We start from the raw sequence: 18359 nt of genomic DNA on the forward strand, positions 1-18359 counted from the left end.
GGGCGTCGATGCGGAGCATCGGCAACCGACGACAACGCGGCAGATGTGCGTGCCACACCCCGCGTCTGCGGCGTGATCCAAACGACAGGCCCTAGTGCCGCGGCAGGCGATGTTCGCCCCGTCGGTTCGGGCAGCGGCGTCCTCGAGGTCCAACTCCGGTGCGGTGGGCGGACGTTGAGGGTGGCAGCGGACTCGGATGTCGCGAACGCGCGGTGCGCGCCTCGTCCCGGACAGGTGAACACCGCTGCTCGATCCGGTCCGTTCGGGGCCGGATCCGATCGGTAGGGTGTTCGCATGACTACCGTGGTACGCCGCAGAATGGGTGTCGAGGAGCGGCGGCAGCAGCTGATCGGCGTCGCGCTCGACCTGTTCAGCCGCCGGTCGCCGGACGAGGTCTCCATCGACGACATAGCCGCGGCGGCGGGCATCTCACGACCCCTGGTCTACCACTACTTCCCCGGCAAACTCAGCCTGTACGAGGCCGCGTTGAAGCGTGCCGCCGAGGATCTGGCGGGCCGGTTCGTGGAGCCGCACGAGGGTCCCCTGGGGTCGCGGCTGCTGCGGGTGATGCGCCGGTTCTTCGACTTCGTCGACGATCACGGGCCCGGTTTCTCGGCGTTGATGCGCGGCGGCCCGGCGGTGGGCTCCTCGGCGACGAACGCGCTCATCGACTCCGTACGACAGGCCGCGTATGACCAGATCCTTTCGCATCTCGGCGTGCCGGATCCGCCCGCGCGACTGGAACTGGTCATCCGCTCATGGATCTCGCTCGCCGAGTCGACGGCACTGATCTGGCTGGACGGGCGGCGCATCCCGCGTACCGACCTGGAGGTGCAGCTCGTGCACGACTTCGCCGCGCTCGCGGCCGTGAGCGCGGCGCACGACGAGGAGATGAGCGGGCTGCTGCGCCGCATGCTCAAGGACGAGCCGGGCGACGGGCCGTTCGGCGAACTGGTGACCCGGCTCATCGCGCTGGCGTCCTAGGGCCCAAGGCCTAGCGTTCGAACTTGCGGTACGACGGGTCGAGGTCGCGGATCTCGGCGGAGGCGTGCACCGTCACGCCGTCGGCGGGCTCGACGTACTTGCCCAGCAACTCCAGCACGGCCTCGGTGAGCCGCGCCTTGGTCTCGTCGGTCCGGCCGGCCAGCAGGGCGATGGAGACGTTGACGATGGCGTGCCCCTCCGCCTCCGCTCCCACCACGTCGTCCTCGGTCCGCAGGATCCGTGTCTTGCACGCCTCCAGCCGCGCGGCCACAGTCTCGACGACCACGGAGTGCAGCTCCTGGGCGAACCCGCGCCAGTCGACGTGGTCGAGCCCCGAAGAGACTTCGACGATGATCTGCGGCATGGGCAGGCACTCCTGTTCTACGGCGACGACCTGCCCCACCCTAGTTCTTCAGTTGCAGCGCCAGCATGGCGATGTCGTCCTCGCGTGCGTGGCCGAAGCAGGCCAGCAGGGTGTCGCACAGGGCGGCCGGGCCGGGCAGGGCGCCGCAGGCGGCCGAGCGGAGGTGTTCCATCGAGACCTCCAGGTCCGTACCCCGGGTCTCGATCAGACCGTCGGTGACCATGAGGAGCCGGTCGGTGGATTCGAGGAACAGCTCGGTGGGCGGCGGGTGGGGCAGGCCCAAGCCGAGCAGCGGGCCCGCGGCCTTGACGTAGTCGGCGGTGTCGGTGTCCCGGATGATCAGCGGCGGGATGTGGCCGGCGTTGGCGATACGGGTGCGTCCGGTGCCGGGGTCGATCAGGGCCAGGCAGACGGTGGCCGTGACGTCGGGGTGGTAGTGCTGGAGCATCCGGTCGAGGCGCTCGGCGAGCACCGCGGGGTCGCTCTCGTCGACGCAGTAGGCGCGCAGCGCGTGCCGGATCTCGACCATGACGGTGGCCGCCTCCAGCGAGTGCCCGACGACGTCACCGACCGCGGCGAGCACACCCTGGGGGGTGCGCAGCGCGGCGTAGAAGTCGCCGCCGATCTCGGTGTCCTGGGACGCGGGCACATAGCGGACCACGACGTCGACGCCGGGCAGCTCGGGCAGCCGGTGCGGCTGGGGCAGGAAGCTGTGCTGGAGGGTGAGGGCGACATGCCGCTCGACCTGGTACATGAGCAGCGGTTCGGCGGCGAGCGCGGTGGCCTGGGCGAGCCGGGCCAGCAGTGCCTCGGCCTCGGGGCCCGCCCGGCGCAGTCCGCGCGTGGGCGCGGCCAGGCACACCGGGGCCTTGCCGTCCTGGGTGAGGACCAGCGCCAGCCGGGCGTCGTGCTGCACACCGGGCCGGAAGAATCCGGCGGGCCACAGCGGCGCGGGCACCGTGGTGATCTGCACCCCGGCCTGCCCCCGGGCGAGCCGCCGCAGCAGACCGGCCACGGTCAGGTGGGCGCTCTCGTCCGGCAGCGCGACCGAGGTGCGGTCCCGGGACAGGCCGCAGTACAGCTCGTCGTTCCGGTCGAGGACGAAGACGGCGGCCGGAGAGCCGATGAGCCGTGAGGTGCCCTCGGCGGCGGCGTCGGCGAGTTCCTGCGGGGAGCGCGCGGCCTGGATGGTGACTATCGTCTCCGCGAGTAACGTCAGCCGCCGTACCAACGCCCGGTCGTCGGACCGCAGTTGCGCGGCGCGCACCGCCCCGCGGACCGCCGCCTCGATGTCCTCGGGCTCGGCGGGCACCGTCAGATACGCCTCGGTGCCCTCGTCCAGCCCTTGGCAGCGATGGCCCGGCGCCACGGCGAGGGCCGAGAAGTGCACGACGGGCAGCCCGGCCGTGTGCGGCCTTTCCTTGAGCTGACGGCACAGTTCGAAACCGCTCATGTCCGGCAGGTTGATGTCGATCAGGGCCACATCGGGCAGGGTCCCCTTGCGCAGCCGCGCGTCGAGTTCGGTGAGCGCCTCGCCACCGGAGGCGACCGGGACGACCCGGTGACCGGCGCGGCTCAGCACCGCGGCCATGGCGAACCGGCTGTCCGCCACATCGTCCACAACCAGGACGGTCGTGCCTGTCCGCTTGCCGTCGACATCCATTTGCCAGCCTTTGGACACACCGGTGGGACAGACCGGGTTCGTGGTCTGCCCCACCAAGGTAATGCCCTTGTCAGGAGATCGGGGAGAATACGGCCACGGTCCGCCCCGGAACGGTGAACGTGCCCGACGCCCGCTGGTAGGACGAGGACCTGACGACGGGGTCGGCGCCCGACGCCTGCGCCGGGTGCAGCCGGTATCCGGTCCCGGCGAGCGCGTCGATCCGCTGCTCCCGTGCCTGCGGTGTCGCGTTGAACACGACAACCAGGTCACCGAGTCTCATGGTGATCACGCCGGGCGTCTCGTCCTTCCCGGACAGCGGGAAGGAGAGCTCCGAGAGCACCTGAGCGGCCGTGTCCAGGGAGAAGGCCTTTTCCGTCGTACGGATCCTCAGCAGATCCCGGTACGCGGCCGAGGCGCCCTCGATCTGCGGGCAGCCGACCTCGACCGTACTCAACAGGGGTTTCGCGTACGGCCACTTGGAGGCGTTGTCGGCCGCCGTCGGCAGTCCGCGTCCGAAGCCGTTGCCGTCCCGGCAGTTCCAGTGGACGGCGTTGAACCAGTCGCCGCTGTCGTAGGAGTTGCGGTCCAGGGACTTGGAGCGCAGCAGGTCGGTGCCGGCCTGGGAGAGGGCCGGGCCCTGGGAGAGGGTGGCCGTCGCCATGGCGAGGACCTGCATCCGGGCGCGGTCGCTCGCGCTCGTCCCGGCGGGCAGCTTGTACGTCAGCGCGTCGAACAGCGACTCGTTGTCGTGCGCGTCGGTGTAGGCGAGGGCGTCACCGGGGGCGTCCGCGTAGCCGGCCGGGGCTCCGTTGTAGTCGACCTGGGCGCCGGTGACCTCCTTGCCGTCGGTGTCGGTGAAGGTGAAGTCCTTGAGGTTGCCGGACAGTCCGACCTTGATCAGGTCCTGGTAGTGCAGCAGGCGGGCCTTCTGCGCTTGCGAGGTCCCGTTGTTCACGGACGTGTTGGGGTCGGTGTACAGCCCGGACGCGAAGCCCTGCACGCCCGGGTCGTCGTCGAAGGGTCCGCCGCCGCGCACGGCGTCACGGGCGCGGTCGGAGAAGGTGGCGATGCCGGTGCCGGCCATGTTCTTCTGCGTGGCCTGGGTGAAGCGGGCGTCGTCGGCGACCTCGCCGAAGTTCCAGCCCTCGCCGTAGAGGATGATCTTCTTGCCGTCGACGCCGTCCTTCCGCGGGGTCAGCGCGTCCAGGGCCTTTCTGACCGCCAGGATGTTGGCCTTCGGGTGATGGCCCATGAGGTCGAAGCGGAAGCCGTCGACCTTGTACTCCCTGGCCCAGGTGACGATCGAGTCGACGACCAGCTTGCCCATCATGGCGTTCTCGGTGGCGGTGCCGGCACAGCAGGTGCTGTTCGCGACCGAGCCGTCGGCGAGAAGCCGCTGGTAGTAGCCGGGGACGACCTTGTCGAGCACGCTGGTGTCCGCCTGCCCACTGGCCGCCGTGTGGTTGTAGACGACGTCCATGACGACCCTGAGGCCGTCCTCGTTCAGCGCCTTGACCATCCGGCGGAACTCGACGGTACGGGCGGTGCCGTCGGGGTTCGTCGCGTACGAGCCCTCGGGGACCGTGTAGTGGTACGGGTCGTAGCCCCAGTTGTAGGCGTCCTTCGCGGCGGCCTTCGCCACGCACTCCTGCTGCTGGTCGGAGTCGGCCGGGAGGGCGGCGAGGTCGCAGTCGACGGTCGTCTGGTCCGCCTTCCGCTCGGGGACGGTGGCGAGGTCGAAGGCGGGGAGGAGATGGACGTACGACGTCCCGGCCTCGGCCAGCTCTCTCAGGTGCTTCGAGCCGTCGCTGTCCTTGTCGGTGAAGGCGAGGTAGCTGCCGGGGTGGGCGGCCGTCCTGTCCGCCACCGAGAAGTCACGGATGTGCAGTTCCTGGATCTGGGCGTCCCGGAGGGGAACGGCCTCGGGTTTGGTCAGGCCCGACCAGCCTTGCGGGGCAAGGGACTTGTCGTCGAGGTCGACGACCAGGCTGCGCTCGGAATCGGCGGTCAGGGCCACCGAGTAGGGGTCGGTGACCTTGTTGGTGACGACCTTGCGGACGCTGGGCGCCCACACCGTCACGACATACCGGTAGGGCTTGTTCCTCCAGGAGCCGGGACCGGTGACGGACCAGACGCCGGTGGTGGCGTCGCGCTTCATGGCGATGGTCGAGCCGTCCAGTTCGAGCTTGACCGATCGGGCCGTGGGCGCCCAAACGGCCAGCGCGGGACGGCCGTTGCGGAAGGTCGGCCCGAGCTCGGCCTTTGTCGCCGCGGGGTACAGATCGTCGAGTACGCCGGCGATCTGGACGCCTGTCGCCGTCAACACCGCCCCGTTCGCCGCTCGTTGGGAGGCGACGAGCTGACCGCCGAGGGCCTCGCGCACCCTGTCTCGGTCACGGGGGTCGACGGACCAGGCCGAGTAGTCCTTCAGGTGCGGGAACGCCGTCTTCTGGGCGTCGGTGAGTGCGCTCCTGGAGAGGCGGAGCCACTTCGCGTCCCCGGTCAGGGTGCCGTCCTTCACCTCGATCGATCCGTCGCGGGAGTACAGCAGCTGGGTGGAGGCGGCCGCTTCGGAGCCGTTCCAGGCGACCGTGTTCCGGTCGATCCAGATCGCCTTGGAGGTGGTCAGGTCGAGCGCCGCGGCGGAGCCGGACGGCTGCGGGAGCAGGTACTTCTCCTGGCCGCCCAGCAGCCACACCTCGTGACCGTTCGCCGTGAGGTCCAGTGACTGGTCGGTGGGCAGGTCCTTCTCGTCGCCCTTGTGGAGGATGTAACTGACGCTGGTGGCACCGTCGTTGAGCGGTACCTCGAAGACCGCGCCGTAGCTGTCGGTCCGCACCGGCTTCAGCGGGTTCGACCAGTCGGTGGGAGCGGCGGCGCCCGTCCAGACGTGCAGGCCCCAGCCGTCGTAGTTCCCGTCGGCCCGGTGGTAGTGCAGGACGGCCTTCGTCCTGTCCTGTGCCGGGTAGTCGGGCCGCTGCGTCCGTACGGTCTCCTTGCCCTGCTCGATCCAGATCTCGCCGGCTTTGGTGACGTCGATCGTGCGGTCGGCCGAGACGTCCTTGTCGCCGTCCTTGTCGATGACGAGGAAGTCGAGGTTCGAGGCGCCGGGCTTCAGTTTGACGTAGGCGAAGGCGCCGTACGCGTCCCGGCCGATGAAGGGGTGACTGTCCGGCCAGGTGGTCGACTCGCCGTCGGCGAGGTCGCCCCAGGCGTACAGGCCCCAGTCGGCGTAGTCGCCGTCGGTGCGCTTGTAGTGGACGATCGCGTAGTCGCGGGAGGAGGCGGAGGGGGCCTCCTCGGCGGGCGGTGTGCCGGTGACGCTGTCGGCGCCCGCACTCGCCGTTCGTCCGGCCGAGTCGATGACAACCGCCTTGTAGCGCAGGGCGGTTCCGGCCGGTACGTCCTTGCCGATGGTCTGCGTGACCTTGTACGGGGCGTGGTCGGCGGAGCCGAGGGTCCGCCACTTTCCGTCGCCGGTCTGCGCGGCGAAGACGACCCGGTTGAGCTGACCGCCTTCGACGTCGGCGGTCAGCTCGACGGTGCCGGTGGCGCCGGTGGCGGGGGCCTTGAGCGTGACCGTCGGCCCGGTGGCGGGCCGGGCGAGCCGGTGGGCCGCCTTGAGGACGATCGCGGAGCCTGCCGGGACGGTGACGGTGAGCTTCTTGTCGGCATCGGACGTGACGGTGGTGTCGGTGCCGTAGATGCCGGCGTACGTCATGCCTGCCGAACCGGTCGCAAAGGTCGCCGTCCTCGCCGCACCGGAGTTGTTGAGGGCGACCACGTACTCGGTCCTGTCGGTGCCGGTGCGGGTGAAAGCGTAGACACCGGAGCCGTCTTCCGCGTAGCGCTCCGTCTGGACGCCGTCCGTGAGGGCCGGGTTGGCCTTGCGGAGCTTCGCGAGTGCGGCGATCTGCCGGTACAGCGGCGCGCTCGTGTCGTACGCGTCGCTCGCGTGGGTGCGGTCGGTGCCGATCTCGTCGTCGTCGAGGTAGTCGGCGGTACGGGACGCGAACATCGTCTGGCGGGCGTCCTTGTCGCCGCCGGCACCGGTGAAGCCCTGCTCGTCGCCGTAGTAGACGACCGGGTTGCCGCGGCTGAGGAACATCAGCTCGTTGGCCAGCCGGTCCTTGCCCAACAGCTCCGCGTCGGTGGCTTTCGGGTTGTCCTGGTTCAGGAAGTACCCGACGCGGCCCATGTCGTGGTTGCCGAGGAAGGTGACCTGCTCGTACGCGTTGGCCTTGTCGGTCGTGTACTTGTAGTCGTCGCCGAAGACCGACGCCAGTTTCCGGGCGCTGCCGCCCTGGGAGGCGTACTGCCGGGCCGCCTCCTGGAAGGGGAAGTCGAGCGTGGCGTCGAGGCGGCCCTGGGTGACGTACGGCGAGGTGACCGACGTGTCGGCGGAGTAGACCTCGCCGAACATGAAGAAGTCGTCCCGGCCCCGCTTGGCCGCATACGCGTCCAGGGCCGTGGCCCACTGGTTCCAGAACTCCATGTTCACGTGCTTGACGGTGTCGATCCGGAAGCCGTCGATGTCGAAGTCGCGGACCCAGCGCTGGTAGATCTTCTCCATCCCGCTGACGACCTCGGGACGCTCGGTCCACAGGTCGTCGAGGCCGGAGAAGTCGCCGTAGGTGGAGCTCTCACCGGCGAAGGTGGAGTCGCCGCGGTTGTGGTACATCGTCGGGTCGTTCAGCCACGCCGGGACCTTGGTGTCCTTCGTGACCTTCGGGGTGCGCGGGAAGGAGTCCGCGTCGACCTCGGGGAAGTCGTCCGTGCCCGCGTGGTCGGCGTCGTCGAAGGGCTCACCGTCCTTCGTCAGGTACGGGAAGGCGCCCTTGGAGAGGTAGTCGTAGGACTTCTCCTCGTAGTCGACGAGGTCGGCCGTGTGGTTGGTGATGACGTCGAAGAAGACCTTCATGCCCTTGGCGTGCGCCTTGGAGATGAGGTTTTCCAGGTCCTGGTTGGTGCCGAAGTGCGGGTCGACCTGGGTGAAGTCGGTGATCCAGTAACCGTGGTAGCCGGCCGAGGCGTTGTCCCCGGTGCCCTGCACGGGCTGGTTCTTGAAGATCGGCGCCATCCAGATGGAGGTCGTGCCGAGACCCTTGATGTAGTCGAGCTTCTGGGTCAGGCCCTTGAGGTCGCCGCCCTGGTAGAAGCCCTTGTCGGTGGGGTCGTAGCCGGTGCTCAGACGGGAACCGGTCAGGCCGCCCTGGTCGTTGGCGGTGTCCCCGTTGGCGAAACGGTCCGGCAGGACGAAGTAGAACTGCTCGCGTGTGTCGTCGTGCCGGGCGGGCTCGGCGGCGAGCCTGGCGTCGGACGGCGGGGCGGGCGGGGTGTCCGCCCGGGCGGCGAGGGGCTGGACGAGTGCTGCGGCCAGCGCGGTCACGGTGACCGCAGCGACCCGTCCGGCATGTGCGGTACGGCGCCTCGAGGGCACCGGCCATCTGGGTATCACTGACGTGGACTCCTTGCGATGACGGCTCTGTTGGGTCCGACCCCGGGCGCAACGTATCGCCGCTGCAACACTTACAGCAAGAGTCCTGAAACGAATGGAAAGAACTTTCAGCAGTTGGAGTTGGTCTGCGTCAGCAGGCCGAGCCGCCAGGGCAGGGTGTTGTAGGGGCCGGTGGCCGAGGGGCTCAGGCCCTGGTACAGGTACTGCAGGCGGCACGGGTTGATGGTGAGGGTCTGGTCGGTCCCGGCGCGGATCATCTCGCCGTGACTGATGTCGTTGGTCCAGGGCGTGCCGCTGAACGCGACGTTGGTCGACCGGGCGAAGGGGTTGGCCTCGCTGTCGGCGAGCGCGGTCCAGGTGCCGGCGATGCCGTTCGCCGTCCAGGACCGGAAGTACCGCTTGCCGTTGCCGCCGATCGCCTCGACGAGCAGCAGGTAGGTGTTGGTGCCGGAGAGCTTGTAGACGTTGCTCGCCTCCCACAGGCGGTACCTGCTGGAGTCGGACATCACGATGACCGTGTTGGTGAAGCCGTTCGGGAAGTTGGCCAGGGTGGTCTGCGAGCGGTAGAGGTGACCGTTGTCGTCGGAGGAGAACAAGAAGCAGTTGGCCGTGTCACAGACGGTCCAGAAGTCCACCCAATAGCCGCTGCCGATGTTGTCCTTGATGATCTGCGGCATGCCGGAGGCGTAGAACTTCTTCGGCGCGCTCCACGAACTCGGGTTGCTGATGTTCGTGGTCGTCGAGTACGCCGCGTTGTCCCCGGTCTGGTAGACGAGGTACCACAGCCCCTGCGGCGCGAAGTAGAACACCTGCGGCGCCGCCTTGTACCCGGTGCCGATCGGTGTCTGGTCCAGGTAGTACTGCGTCGCGGAGGCGGCCTGCGACCAGTCGGTGAAGTTGAGGTACACCATGCTGTATCCACCGCTGGTGCTCGCGGTGCTGCCGAAGACATGCCAGCGGCCACCGCTGTACACGACCGACGGGTCCTTGATCGCGGCGATGCTGTGGCTCGCATCCGACTTCGGGGAGATCAGCACCCCGCTCGAGGACCAGGTGAAGCTGCTGGGCAGTGCGGTCGCCGCCGCGGAGGACGGGGCCGCCGCGGCCCCGATCAGCAGGGCGAGCCCGCAGAGTAAGAGCCCCAGTCGACTTCTCACGCGCATCGCGACTCCTATCGCTGGATGGTGTGGGTGACGAGTGAGCGGGCCGGGACCGTGGCGTTCAGCGTGCCCCCGCCGACCGCGACGGCGGCCTGCTGTGCGGTGCTGCTGGAGCCGTTGGTCAGGTACGGAGTAACCGTCCCGGTGGTGATCCCGGTGTTCCGCAGGCCGAACGACACCTGGCTGGCGCTGCGCATCATGATCCCGCCCAATCGTGGGAGCGCTCCCATGTCAGTGCGGAACCGTAGGGGCGGGCTCCACAACCGTCAACCCCCCGCGTACCGCGCGTTGTTGGTCACCACAACGCGCGGTACGCGGAACGGCTCAGCAGCTGCTCTTGCCCGCGTAGATCGCCAGGGCGGTGTTGGCCCCGAGGGTCGCGGTGAACTGTCCGCCGGAGTTGACGGTCACCGTCGTGTTGTTCTGCACGTTGCAGTACGTGCCCGCCGGAAGGGACGTCTGGTACGTCCGGCTCAGGCCGCTCGACTCGTGGTTGATCGCGACGTACCCCTTGGCGCCGCGGCCGAAGGCGATCGCGTCGCCCCCGTTGTCCCACCAGTTGGTGACCGACTCGCCGCGCGTCGCGTTGCGGAAGGCGACCATGCGCAGGATCTCCGGCCAGGCGTGCTGGCATTTCCAGCCGTCCTGCCAACAGGCGTTCACCGCACCGCTGTTGGGCGGTCCCGCGTCCACGTCGGACCACTCGTAGCCGGAGTTGACGTCCGGGGCGCCGTAGGGCCAGGCCAGCATGAAGACGCTGGCGAGCGTGTAGTTGGCGCCGTCCTTGTAGTTCAGGGTGGAGCCGTTGCGCTCGGTGTCGTGGTTGTCGACGAAGACCCCGGCGACACCGCTGCTCATGTACCCCCAGCCCTCGCCGTAGTTCTTCAGGTAGGCGAGGTTCTCGTTGTTGAACACCCGCTTGAGGTCGTAGGCGTACCGGAACTCCTGGACGTCCCCGTTGCCGGTGTACTCGGTGGGCTGGACGGCCTCCGAGCTGCCGTAGATGACCTCCTGCTTCCAGTACGCGTTCGGGTTCGTGAGCCGCGACTTGATGCCCGCGAGGTCGGCGGTGTCGATGTGCTTGGCCGCGTCGATGCGGAAGCCGTCGACGCCGAGGGTGAGCAGGTCGTTCAGGTAGCCGGCGATGGCCTGGCGGACGTAGTTCTCGCCCGTGTCGAGGTCGGCCAGGCCGACCAGTTCGCAGTGCTGGACGTTGTAGCGGTCCTGGTAGTTGGTGATCTGGCTGGTGCAGTCGTCGAAGTCGAACGACGAGTACAGGCCCGGGTAGTCGTACTTCGTGTACGAGGAGCCGCCGGTGCCGGTGCCGCTGCCCGCCGACATGTGGTTGATGACGCTGTCGGCGACGACCTTCACACCCGCCGCGTGGCAGGTGTTCACCATGTTCTGGAACGCCGTGCGGTCGCCGAGCCGACCCGCGATCTTGTAACTGACGGGCTGGTAGGACGTCCACCACTGCGAGCCCTGTATGTGCTCGGCGGGCGGCGAGACCTGGACAGAGCCGTAGCCGGCCGGCCCGAGGGTGTTGGTGCACTCCTTGGCCACCGAGGCGAAGTTCCACTCGAACAGGACGGCGGTGACGTCCTTGGTGCCGGGCGGGGAGGCCTGCGCGATAGTCGGGTTCATGACAAGGGCGGCGGCCGTGAGGGCGAGGGCCCCGGAGAGGGTTCTGCGTGCCATGTGGGGTTCCTTCGTCTTTGAAGGGTCGTGAGGGTCGTGAAGGGCCGTACAGAAGACTGACGTTGAAGCTTCTTGCTGAATGTTTCCGCAAACTTGCGGTGACGCAGATGGTAGAGGCCCGCTGCCTGAAAAGGCAGCGGGCCGGTGTGAAGTGATGCAAGAACTTTCGGACGCGCCCGTCAGGCCCGCGTCCACCACACCGTCGTGTCCGCCGGCAGCTTCGCCTCGCCGCCCGCCTCGGCCACGTCGCCGCTGGCGAGGAGCAGACGGCCGTATGCCGGAGTCGACACCGACTCGCCACTCGTGTTGGCGACGCAGACGAACTCGCCGCGACGGAAGGCCAGGACGCCCTCGGGGGCCTTGAGCCACTCCACGCGGTCGCCCGCGCCGAGGTCGGGCTGCTCACGGCGGGCGGCCAGGGCCGCGCGGTACAGCTCCAGGGTGGAGCCGGCGACGCCGGTCTGCGCCTCGACGCTCAGTTCGCCCCACCCGGCCGGCTGCGGCAGCCAGCTGCCTCCGTCGCCGAAGCCGTACGACGATCCCGTGCGCGTCCACGGGATCGGCACCCGGCAGCCGTCCCGGAAGCCGTCCTGGCCGGCGCCGCGGAAGTAGGCCGGGTCCTGACGGACCTCGTCCGGCAGGTCGACGACGTCCGGGAGACCGAGTTCCTCGCCCTGGTAGACGTACGCCGAACCGGGCAGCGCCAGCATGAGCAGGGTGGCGGCACGCGCCCGGCGCAGACCCAGGTCGCGGTCCCCCGCGGTGCGGATCTGGGTGCCGAGGCCGGGCGGGTTGGCGAACCGGGTGGCATGGCGGGTGACGTCGTGGTTGGACAGGACCCAGGTGGCGGGGGCGCCCACCGGACGCATGGCCTCCAGGGTCCGGTCGATGACTCCGCGCAGCTCGGCCGCGTCCCACTCCGTGCTCAGGTACTGGAAGTTGAACGCCTGGTGGAGTTCGTCGGGACGGACGTAGTTGGCGGTGCGCTCGACCGTCGGGGTCCAGGCCTCGGCCACGAAGATCTTCTCCCCGGCGTACTCGTCGAGGACGAGCCGCCACTGACGGTAGACCTCGTGCACGCCGTCCTGGTCGAAGAACGGCATGACCTCGTTGCCCAGCAGCTTCACCTGGTCGTGGGATCCCAGGTCCGGGAGCCCGTCCGCCTTCACCAGGCCATGGGCCACGTCGATACGGAAGCCGTCGACGCCCATGTCGAGCCAGAAGCGCAGGATGGAGCGGAACTCGTCGCCGACCGCCGGGTGCTCCCAGTTGAAGTCGGGCTGCTCCGGGGCGAAGAGGTGCAGGTACCACTCCCCCGGGGTGCCGTCCGGTTCGGTGACCCGCGTCCACGCGGGGCCGCCGAAGACCGACTCCCAGTCGTTGGGCGGGAGTTCGCCGCCCGCGCCCTTGCCGGGGCGGAAGTGGTAGCGCTCCCGAAGCGGTGAGCCGGGTCCCTCGGCGACCGCCCGCTTGAACCACTCGTGCTGGTCGGAGGAGTGGTTGGGAACCAGGTCGACGATGATCCGCAGGCCCAGCTCGTGCGCGTCGCGGATCAGCGCGTCGGAGTCCAGGAGGTTGCCGAACATGGGGTCCACGGCCCGGTAGTCGGCGACGTCGTAGCCGGCGTCGGCCTGCGGGGAGGCGTAGAAGGGGCTGAGCCACACGGCGTCCACGCCGAGGTCGCGCAGATACGGCAGGCGGGTGCGGACACCCTCCAGGTCGCCCATGCCGTCGCCGTTGCTGTCGGCGTAGCTGCGCGGATAGACCTGGTAGATCACCGCGTCCCGCCACCAGTCGCGGTGCCCCGCGACGGTGGCGACAGCTGCTTCGCGAGAGGAGGTGGGGGCCTGGTCGGCGGAGTGCTGCTGGCTCATGGCGTCCTTGTGCTTAAGGGAGTCATCGGGTCAGTGGGTACGGCGGCGGACGGGGTGACTGGGCGGCCGCGGTCGAAGCGGGGTCGGATGATGACCGCGGCCGCCACCCGCGCCCCGAGGGGCGCGGGACTCTGGCGATATGCGGCTTCCGCCGCGTGGGCGCGACCCGCCACGACGAGACCGTCAGACGACGGACGGCCCATCGCGGCCATCGCGGCCCAGCCGGCGGTCAGCCCTTCGTGCCGCCCGAGGTCAGGCCGGTCACCAGGTTCTTCTGCACGAAGTAGAAGAACGCGGCGGCGGGTATCGCGATCAGGACCGCGGTAGCGGCCATGAGGTTGCGTTGCGCGTCGTGCTCGCTGACGAAGGTCTGCAGACCGACGGCGAAGGTGTACTTCGTGTCGGAGAGCATGAACGTCGCGGCGAACGCGACCTCGCCGAAGGCGGTGAGGAAGCTGTAGAAGGCGGCGACCGCCAGGCCCGGCTTGGCGAGCGGCAGGATCAGTCGCGCGAACGTGCCGAAGGGGGTCAGCCCGTCGACGCGTCCCGCCTCGTCGATCTCGAACGGGATGGTGTCGAAATAGCCCTTCATCAGCCACGCGCAGTAGGGGACGGTGGTCGTGCAGTACACGAGTACGAGGCCAAGGTAACTGTCGATGAGCTGCAGATCCGACAGGATCTGGTACATCGGCACCATGAGCACCGCAACCGGGAACATCTGGGTGACCAGGAGCACCCACATGAACTTCCGGTAACCCGGGAAACGCATGCGCGAAACCGCGTAGCCGGTGGTGGCGGAGATGATCACACCGATGGCGGTGGTGCCGAGGGTGACGATCAGGGTGCTCTGGAGCCAGTCGAAGAACTTCGTGTGCTGGAGCACGAACGTGTAGTTGTCGAGCGTCATCTTGTCCCAGATGCCGCCGGGGTGCAGGTAGTCGTCCTTGTCCGGGCCGAGGGACAGATAGACCAGCCAGGCCACGGGGAACAGCGCGATCAGGCTCGCGAAGGCCAGGATGCCGTGGTAGACGAGGCGGGCGGCGGGGCTGCTCTCGCCGCGGCGGGTCACCCGCTTCGGGGCGGCCGGGGTGTCCGGCCGGGTCGCCGCGGCGGTCTCAACAGTGGTCGTGCTCATGGGGACTCCTGCCTCAGATCGCGAGCTGCTCGTCATTGCGGTTCAGCCAGCGGCGGTAGAAGGAGGTGAAGACGATCAGGATCGCCAGCAGCAGGATGCCGTAGGCGGCCGACTGCGCGAAGTCACGCGGCTGCTGTCCGAAGCCGAGGTAGTACGCCCAGGTGACGAGGATCTGGGCGTCGGGGGCGGAGGTGCCGAACAGCAGGAAGATGATGGCGAACTGGTTGAAGGTCCAGATGACACCGAGCAGGACGACGGTGGAGCTGACGGACCTCAGACCCGGCAGGGTGACGTACCGGAAGCGCTGCCAGGCGTTCGCGCCGTCCATCTCGGAGGCCTCGTAGAGCGAGGTGTCGATGGACTGCAGGCCGCCGAGCAGCGACAGCATCATGAAGGGGACACCGCACCAGGTGTTGACCATGATCGCGGCGAACCGCTGCCAGAAGGTGTCCTCCAGCCACAGCGGTGTCGGCAGGTGGAGCGTCTCCAGGAAGGAGTTCACGATGCCGCCGTCGGCGAGCATGAAACGCCAGCCGAAGACGGTGACGAAGGTCGGCACGGCCCACGGCAGGATCAGGACGACCCGGTAGAAGGTACGGCCGCGCAGCTTCTGGTTGAGCAGCAGGGCCAGGCCGAGGCCGATCGTGTAGTGCAGGGTGACGCAGAGACCGGTCCAGACGACCGTCCAGACGAAGTGCGACCAGAAGCGGTCGTAGGCCGTGTCGCCCCACAGGATGTCGGCGTAGTTGTCGAGGCCGATGAACTTGTAGGTGGCGTCGATGTGGTTGACGCCGATCGTGCGGGCGGTGTTGAGGCTGTCGGCGTCGGTGAGCGTGAGGTAGAGGCCGTACACCAGGGGGTAGACCACGAGGACCCCGAGCACGATCACCACCGGGGCGATCATCGCGTACGCGTACCAGTGCTTCTGGTAGTTGCGCCTGAGGCGCTGGAACCGCCCAGGGCGCGGCGCGCGGTCACCGCGGCGCTTGCCGGTCGCGCGGTCGATGGCGACTGTCATGGTTCGACACCTTCTGGAAGTTCTTCGGCCTGGACGGTCTGAACGGCCTGGGCGCAGGCCGGTGGCCGCCGGATCCTCCCCCGGTTCGCTGGAGGATCCGGCGGCCACTCGGGATCACTTGCTGAAGTCCGGGACCAGCTTGGCTATCGCGGTCTCCGACTTGCCCAGACCCTCGTCCAGGGACTCCTTGCCACCGGCGATCTGCGGCAGCTCGGTGTCCAGCGGGCCCCACAGGGAGCTGTACTCGGGCAGCGCCGGGCGCGGCTGGGCGGCGGGCAGGACGCCCTGGAAGCCGGCGATGCCCGGGTCGGCCTTGACCTCGGCGGTGTAGGCGTCGTCGCGGGTCGGCAGCGTGGAGTTCTTCAGCGCGATGGACTCCTGGGACTTCGCGGAGGTCAGGAAGTCGACGAAGGTCAGGGCCGCCTTCTGGTGGGCGGAGTCGGAGCCGGCGTAGACCGAGAGGTTGTGGCCGCCCGTGGGGGCGCCCGCCTTGCCGGTGGAGCCGGCCGGGACGGTGGCGATGCCGAGGTTCTTCTTGTCCTTGAAGGCCGTGCCCTTGTAGAAGTTGGTGATCTCCCACGGGCCCTGGATGATCGCGGCGACCTTGCCGCTGACGAACGCCTCCTGGATGTGGGCGTAGGCGTCGGCGGTGGTGTCGGCCTTGTGCAGCCCCTTGCCGTCGAAGAGGCTCAGCCAGGTCTCGAGGCCCTTCTTGGCGGGCGCCGATGTGACGGTGACCTTCTTGGCCTCGGCGTCGACGGTGTCGGTGCCCTCGCCGTAGAGGTAGGACTGCGCGTAGTAGGCCTGGGTGGAGCCCCAGTAGCCGTCGACACCGGTCTTGGCCTTGATGGTGGCGGCGGCCTTCTTCAGGTCGCCCCAGGTCTTCGGGGCCTCGACGCCGGCCTTCGCGAAGAGCTCCTTGTTGTAGACCAGCGCGAGAGTGTCGGTGACCAGCGGCACACCGTACGTCTTGCCCTCGTACTTGGCCTGCTCGATCAGGTTGGGCTGGAACTTGGCCTGCTCGGCGAGGGCCTCGGTGCCGTCCAGCGGCAGGAAGTAGCCCTTCTTGGCGAAGGCGGGGGTCCAGCCGACCTCGGAGCGCAGGATGTCCGGGGCGCCCTTGGAACCGGCGGCGGTGTCGAACTTGTTCTGCGCCTGGTCGAAGGGGACGTTGACGTAGTTGACCTTGACGTCCTTGTGGGCGGCCTCGAACTCCTTGACCAAGGCCTGGTACGTCGGCGCCTCGTTGGTGGCGTTGGAGGTGTCCCACCAGGTGATGGTGACCGGACCGTCGGCCTTGTCGCCGCTGTCACTTCCGCCGCAGGCCGTCGCCGCGAGGGCGAGGGACGCCACCAGCGCGGTGGCCGCTATGCCACGCCGCATGAGTTCTCCTTGAGGGTGAAAGCCCGTATTCCGGGCGGAGGGCCCCGTCCGCCGCTCCTGCCTGGTTGCCGACCGCGCCGCTGCCGCCGGGGGGCGACGTGAACGTAACAGCGATGCAATCCTTGCGAAAGACCTTGCAGAAAAAAAGAGCAAGACACCGTCGAAGTTATCCGGACGTGACCCTTCAGCGACCGTCGTGAGACGCTTATTTGCGGTCACCGAGCAGTTGGGACGGCCTGTGCAAGACTCTGCAAACTCTTGCCATCACTTTCACGAGGGAGTGCGATGACCCAGCAGCCCGGACCGGGCCGGTCAGCAGGTCGCCCGAGGCGCCGGTTTGGTGTGCAAGGTGACAGTTGGCCGGTACAGTCCCACCCTGTGACCACACGGCTTGCCGACATCGCCGCTCAGGCTGGGGTGAGCGAAGCGACCGTCAGCCGCGTCCTCAACGGCAAGCCGGGCGTCGCCGCCACCACCCGCCAGTCCGTGCTGGCCGCCCTCGACGTGCTGGGCTACGAGCGCCCGGTACGTCTGCGGCAGCGCAGCGAGGGCCTGGTGGGCCTGATCACCCCGGAGCTGGAGAACCCGATATTCCCGGCCCTGGCCCAGGTCATCGGCCAGGCGCTGACCAGGCAGGGCTACACGCCCGTCCTGGCCACCCAGACCCCGGGCGGCTCCACCGAGGACGAGCTCACCGAGATGCTCGTCGACCGGGGCGTGGCCGGCATCATCTACGTCTCCGGGCTGCACGCCGACACCACCGCCGACACGCAGCGCTACGAGCAGCTGCGCGCCCAGGGCGTGCCCTTCGTCCTCGTGGACGGCTTCTCGCCGAAGGTGCAGGCGCCCTTCATCTCCCCCGACGACCGGGCCGCGATGACACTCGCGGTGACTCACCTGGTGTCCCTGGGGCACACCAGGATCGGCCTGGCGCTGGGGCCGAAGCGGTTCGTGCCCGTGCAGCGCAAGATCGAGGGCTTCGTCCGCGCCGTGCAGGACCAGCTGGGCCTGGCCACGGACGTGATCGAGTCGGAACTGGTCCAGCACTCCCTGTACACCCTGGAAGGCGGTCAGGCGGCCACGACGGCCCTGATCGACCGGTCCTGTACGGCGGTGGTCTGCGCCAGCGACATGATGGCGCTGGGCGCGATCCGGGCGGCCCGGCAGCGCGGTCTGGACGTGCCGAAGGACATCTCGGTCGTGGGCTTCGACGACTCCCCCCTGATCGCCTTCACCGACCCGCCGCTGACGACCGTCCGCAAGCCGGTCCCGGCGATGGGACAGGCGGCGGTGCGCACGCTGCTGGAGGAGATCGGCGGGACGCCCGCCCCGCACAGCGAGTTCGTGTTCATGCCCGAGCTGGTGGTCCGCGGATCGACCGCTTCGGCGCCCGGGGAACGTGGTCGTTCCTAGCCAGGGCCTGTCCGGCCGATCAGGCCATGTTCGCCCCGTCGCGGCGTCTGGCACGCACCAGGCTGCCGCCCGGCCGTCGCGCCCGGCGACGGCACCGGCCGCTCCCGTCGCCAGGCGGCCAGGGCCGTGCACACGCAGCAGGCGTTCGCCGGGTGTGCCGTAGCCCTCGACGATGGCGACCGAGCCACTGAGGACGACGTAGAACGTCT

11 protein-coding genes and 1 pseudogene are annotated in these 18359 nt (G+C 68.9%); 2 read left to right on the forward strand and 10 right to left on the reverse strand.

From position 1 onward, the window contains the following. Positions 1-294: 294 nt before the first annotated feature. Positions 295-984: a TetR/AcrR family transcriptional regulator gene (locus tag AB0H86_RS43515; RefSeq protein WP_362451853.1), complete on the forward strand. Its 690-nt coding sequence runs from the start codon at positions 295-297 to the stop codon at positions 982-984. A gap of 10 nt (positions 985-994) precedes the next feature. Here AB0H86_RS43515 and AB0H86_RS43520 read toward each other — a convergent pair whose 3' ends face one another. From AB0H86_RS43520 to AB0H86_RS43565, 10 genes and pseudogenes are all read right to left on the reverse strand, one after another. Continuing rightward, positions 995-1348 carry an isomerase gene (locus tag AB0H86_RS43520; protein WP_362451855.1) on the reverse strand — a complete coding sequence of 118 codons (354 nt, stop codon included), beginning with the start codon at positions 1346-1348 and terminating at the stop codon, positions 995-997. A gap of 40 nt (positions 1349-1388) precedes the next feature. After that, the gene (locus AB0H86_RS43525) at positions 1389-3011 is read right to left on the reverse strand and encodes a fused response regulator/phosphatase (RefSeq protein WP_362451857.1); all 1623 of its coding nucleotides are present in this window, start codon (positions 3009-3011) and stop codon (positions 1389-1391) included. Between the two features lie 70 nt (positions 3012-3081). Next, positions 3082-8469, reverse strand: a complete 5388-nt coding sequence (pulA, locus tag AB0H86_RS43530; RefSeq protein ID WP_362451859.1) for a pullulanase-type alpha-1,6-glucosidase — start codon at positions 8467-8469, stop codon at positions 3082-3084. Between the two features lie 107 nt (positions 8470-8576). Then, positions 8577-9563: pseudogene (locus tag AB0H86_RS43535) on the reverse strand (non-reducing end alpha-L-arabinofuranosidase family hydrolase); the annotation flags it as partial. 77 nt (positions 9564-9640) lie between these two features. Continuing rightward, positions 9641-9829 (reverse strand): hypothetical protein, encoded by a 189-nt coding sequence (locus AB0H86_RS43540; RefSeq protein ID WP_362451861.1) that lies wholly within the window; start codon positions 9827-9829, stop codon positions 9641-9643. A 124-nt stretch (positions 9830-9953) separates the two neighbouring features. After that, a complete protein-coding gene (locus AB0H86_RS43545; protein ID WP_362451863.1) occupies positions 9954-11327 on the reverse strand; it encodes an alpha-amylase family protein in 1374 nt (457 codons plus the stop codon). 179 nt (positions 11328-11506) lie between these two features. After that, positions 11507-13201, reverse strand: a complete 1695-nt coding sequence (locus AB0H86_RS43550; protein ID WP_362451865.1) for a glycoside hydrolase family 13 protein — start codon at positions 13199-13201, stop codon at positions 11507-11509. A 229-nt stretch (positions 13202-13430) separates the two neighbouring features. After that, complete coding sequence (locus AB0H86_RS43555) at positions 13431-14336, reverse strand: ABC transporter permease subunit (protein ID WP_362451868.1); 906 nt, start codon at positions 14334-14336, stop codon at positions 13431-13433. Positions 14337-14349: 13 nt separating this feature from the next. Further along, on the reverse strand, positions 14350-15354 hold the full coding sequence (locus AB0H86_RS43560) for a sugar ABC transporter permease (RefSeq protein ID WP_362451870.1): 1005 nt from the start codon (positions 15352-15354) through the stop codon (positions 14350-14352). Between the two features lie 114 nt (positions 15355-15468). Continuing rightward, complete coding sequence (locus AB0H86_RS43565; protein WP_362451872.1) at positions 15469-16737, reverse strand: extracellular solute-binding protein; 1269 nt, start codon at positions 16735-16737, stop codon at positions 15469-15471. 378 nt (positions 16738-17115) lie between these two features. Between AB0H86_RS43565 and AB0H86_RS43570 the strand changes: the two genes are divergently transcribed. After that, a complete protein-coding gene (locus AB0H86_RS43570) occupies positions 17116-18150 on the forward strand; it encodes a LacI family DNA-binding transcriptional regulator (RefSeq protein WP_362451874.1) in 1035 nt (344 codons plus the stop codon). The last annotated feature ends 209 nt before the right edge of the window (positions 18151-18359 follow it).

Origin of the sequence: Streptomyces sp. NPDC050997 (assembly GCF_040660135.1) — a bacterium.
Classification (GTDB): Bacteria; Actinomycetota; Actinomycetes; order Streptomycetales; family Streptomycetaceae; genus Streptomyces.

Coding starts and splice junctions, on each gene's coding strand:
- AB0H86_RS43540 (WP_362451861.1), bottom strand. CDS start 9,829: ATGATGCGCAGCGCCAGCCAGGTGTCGTTCGGCCTGCGGAACACCGGG.
- AB0H86_RS43550 (WP_362451865.1), bottom strand. CDS start 13,201: ATGAGCCAGCAGCACTCCGCCGACCAGGCCCCCACCTCCTCTCGCGAA.
- AB0H86_RS43555 (WP_362451868.1), bottom strand. CDS start 14,336: ATGAGCACGACCACTGTTGAGACCGCCGCGGCGACCCGGCCGGACACC.
- AB0H86_RS43520 (WP_362451855.1), bottom strand. CDS start 1,348: ATGCCGCAGATCATCGTCGAAGTCTCTTCGGGGCTCGACCACGTCGAC.
- AB0H86_RS43560 (WP_362451870.1), bottom strand. CDS start 15,354: ATGACAGTCGCCATCGACCGCGCGACCGGCAAGCGCCGCGGTGACCGC.
- AB0H86_RS43565 (WP_362451872.1), bottom strand. CDS start 16,737: ATGCGGCGTGGCATAGCGGCCACCGCGCTGGTGGCGTCCCTCGCCCTC.
- AB0H86_RS43545 (WP_362451863.1), bottom strand. CDS start 11,327: ATGGCACGCAGAACCCTCTCCGGGGCCCTCGCCCTCACGGCCGCCGCC.
- AB0H86_RS43515 (WP_362451853.1), top strand. CDS start 295: ATGACTACCGTGGTACGCCGCAGAATGGGTGTCGAGGAGCGGCGGCAG.
- AB0H86_RS43525 (WP_362451857.1), bottom strand. CDS start 3,011: ATGGATGTCGACGGCAAGCGGACAGGCACGACCGTCCTGGTTGTGGAC.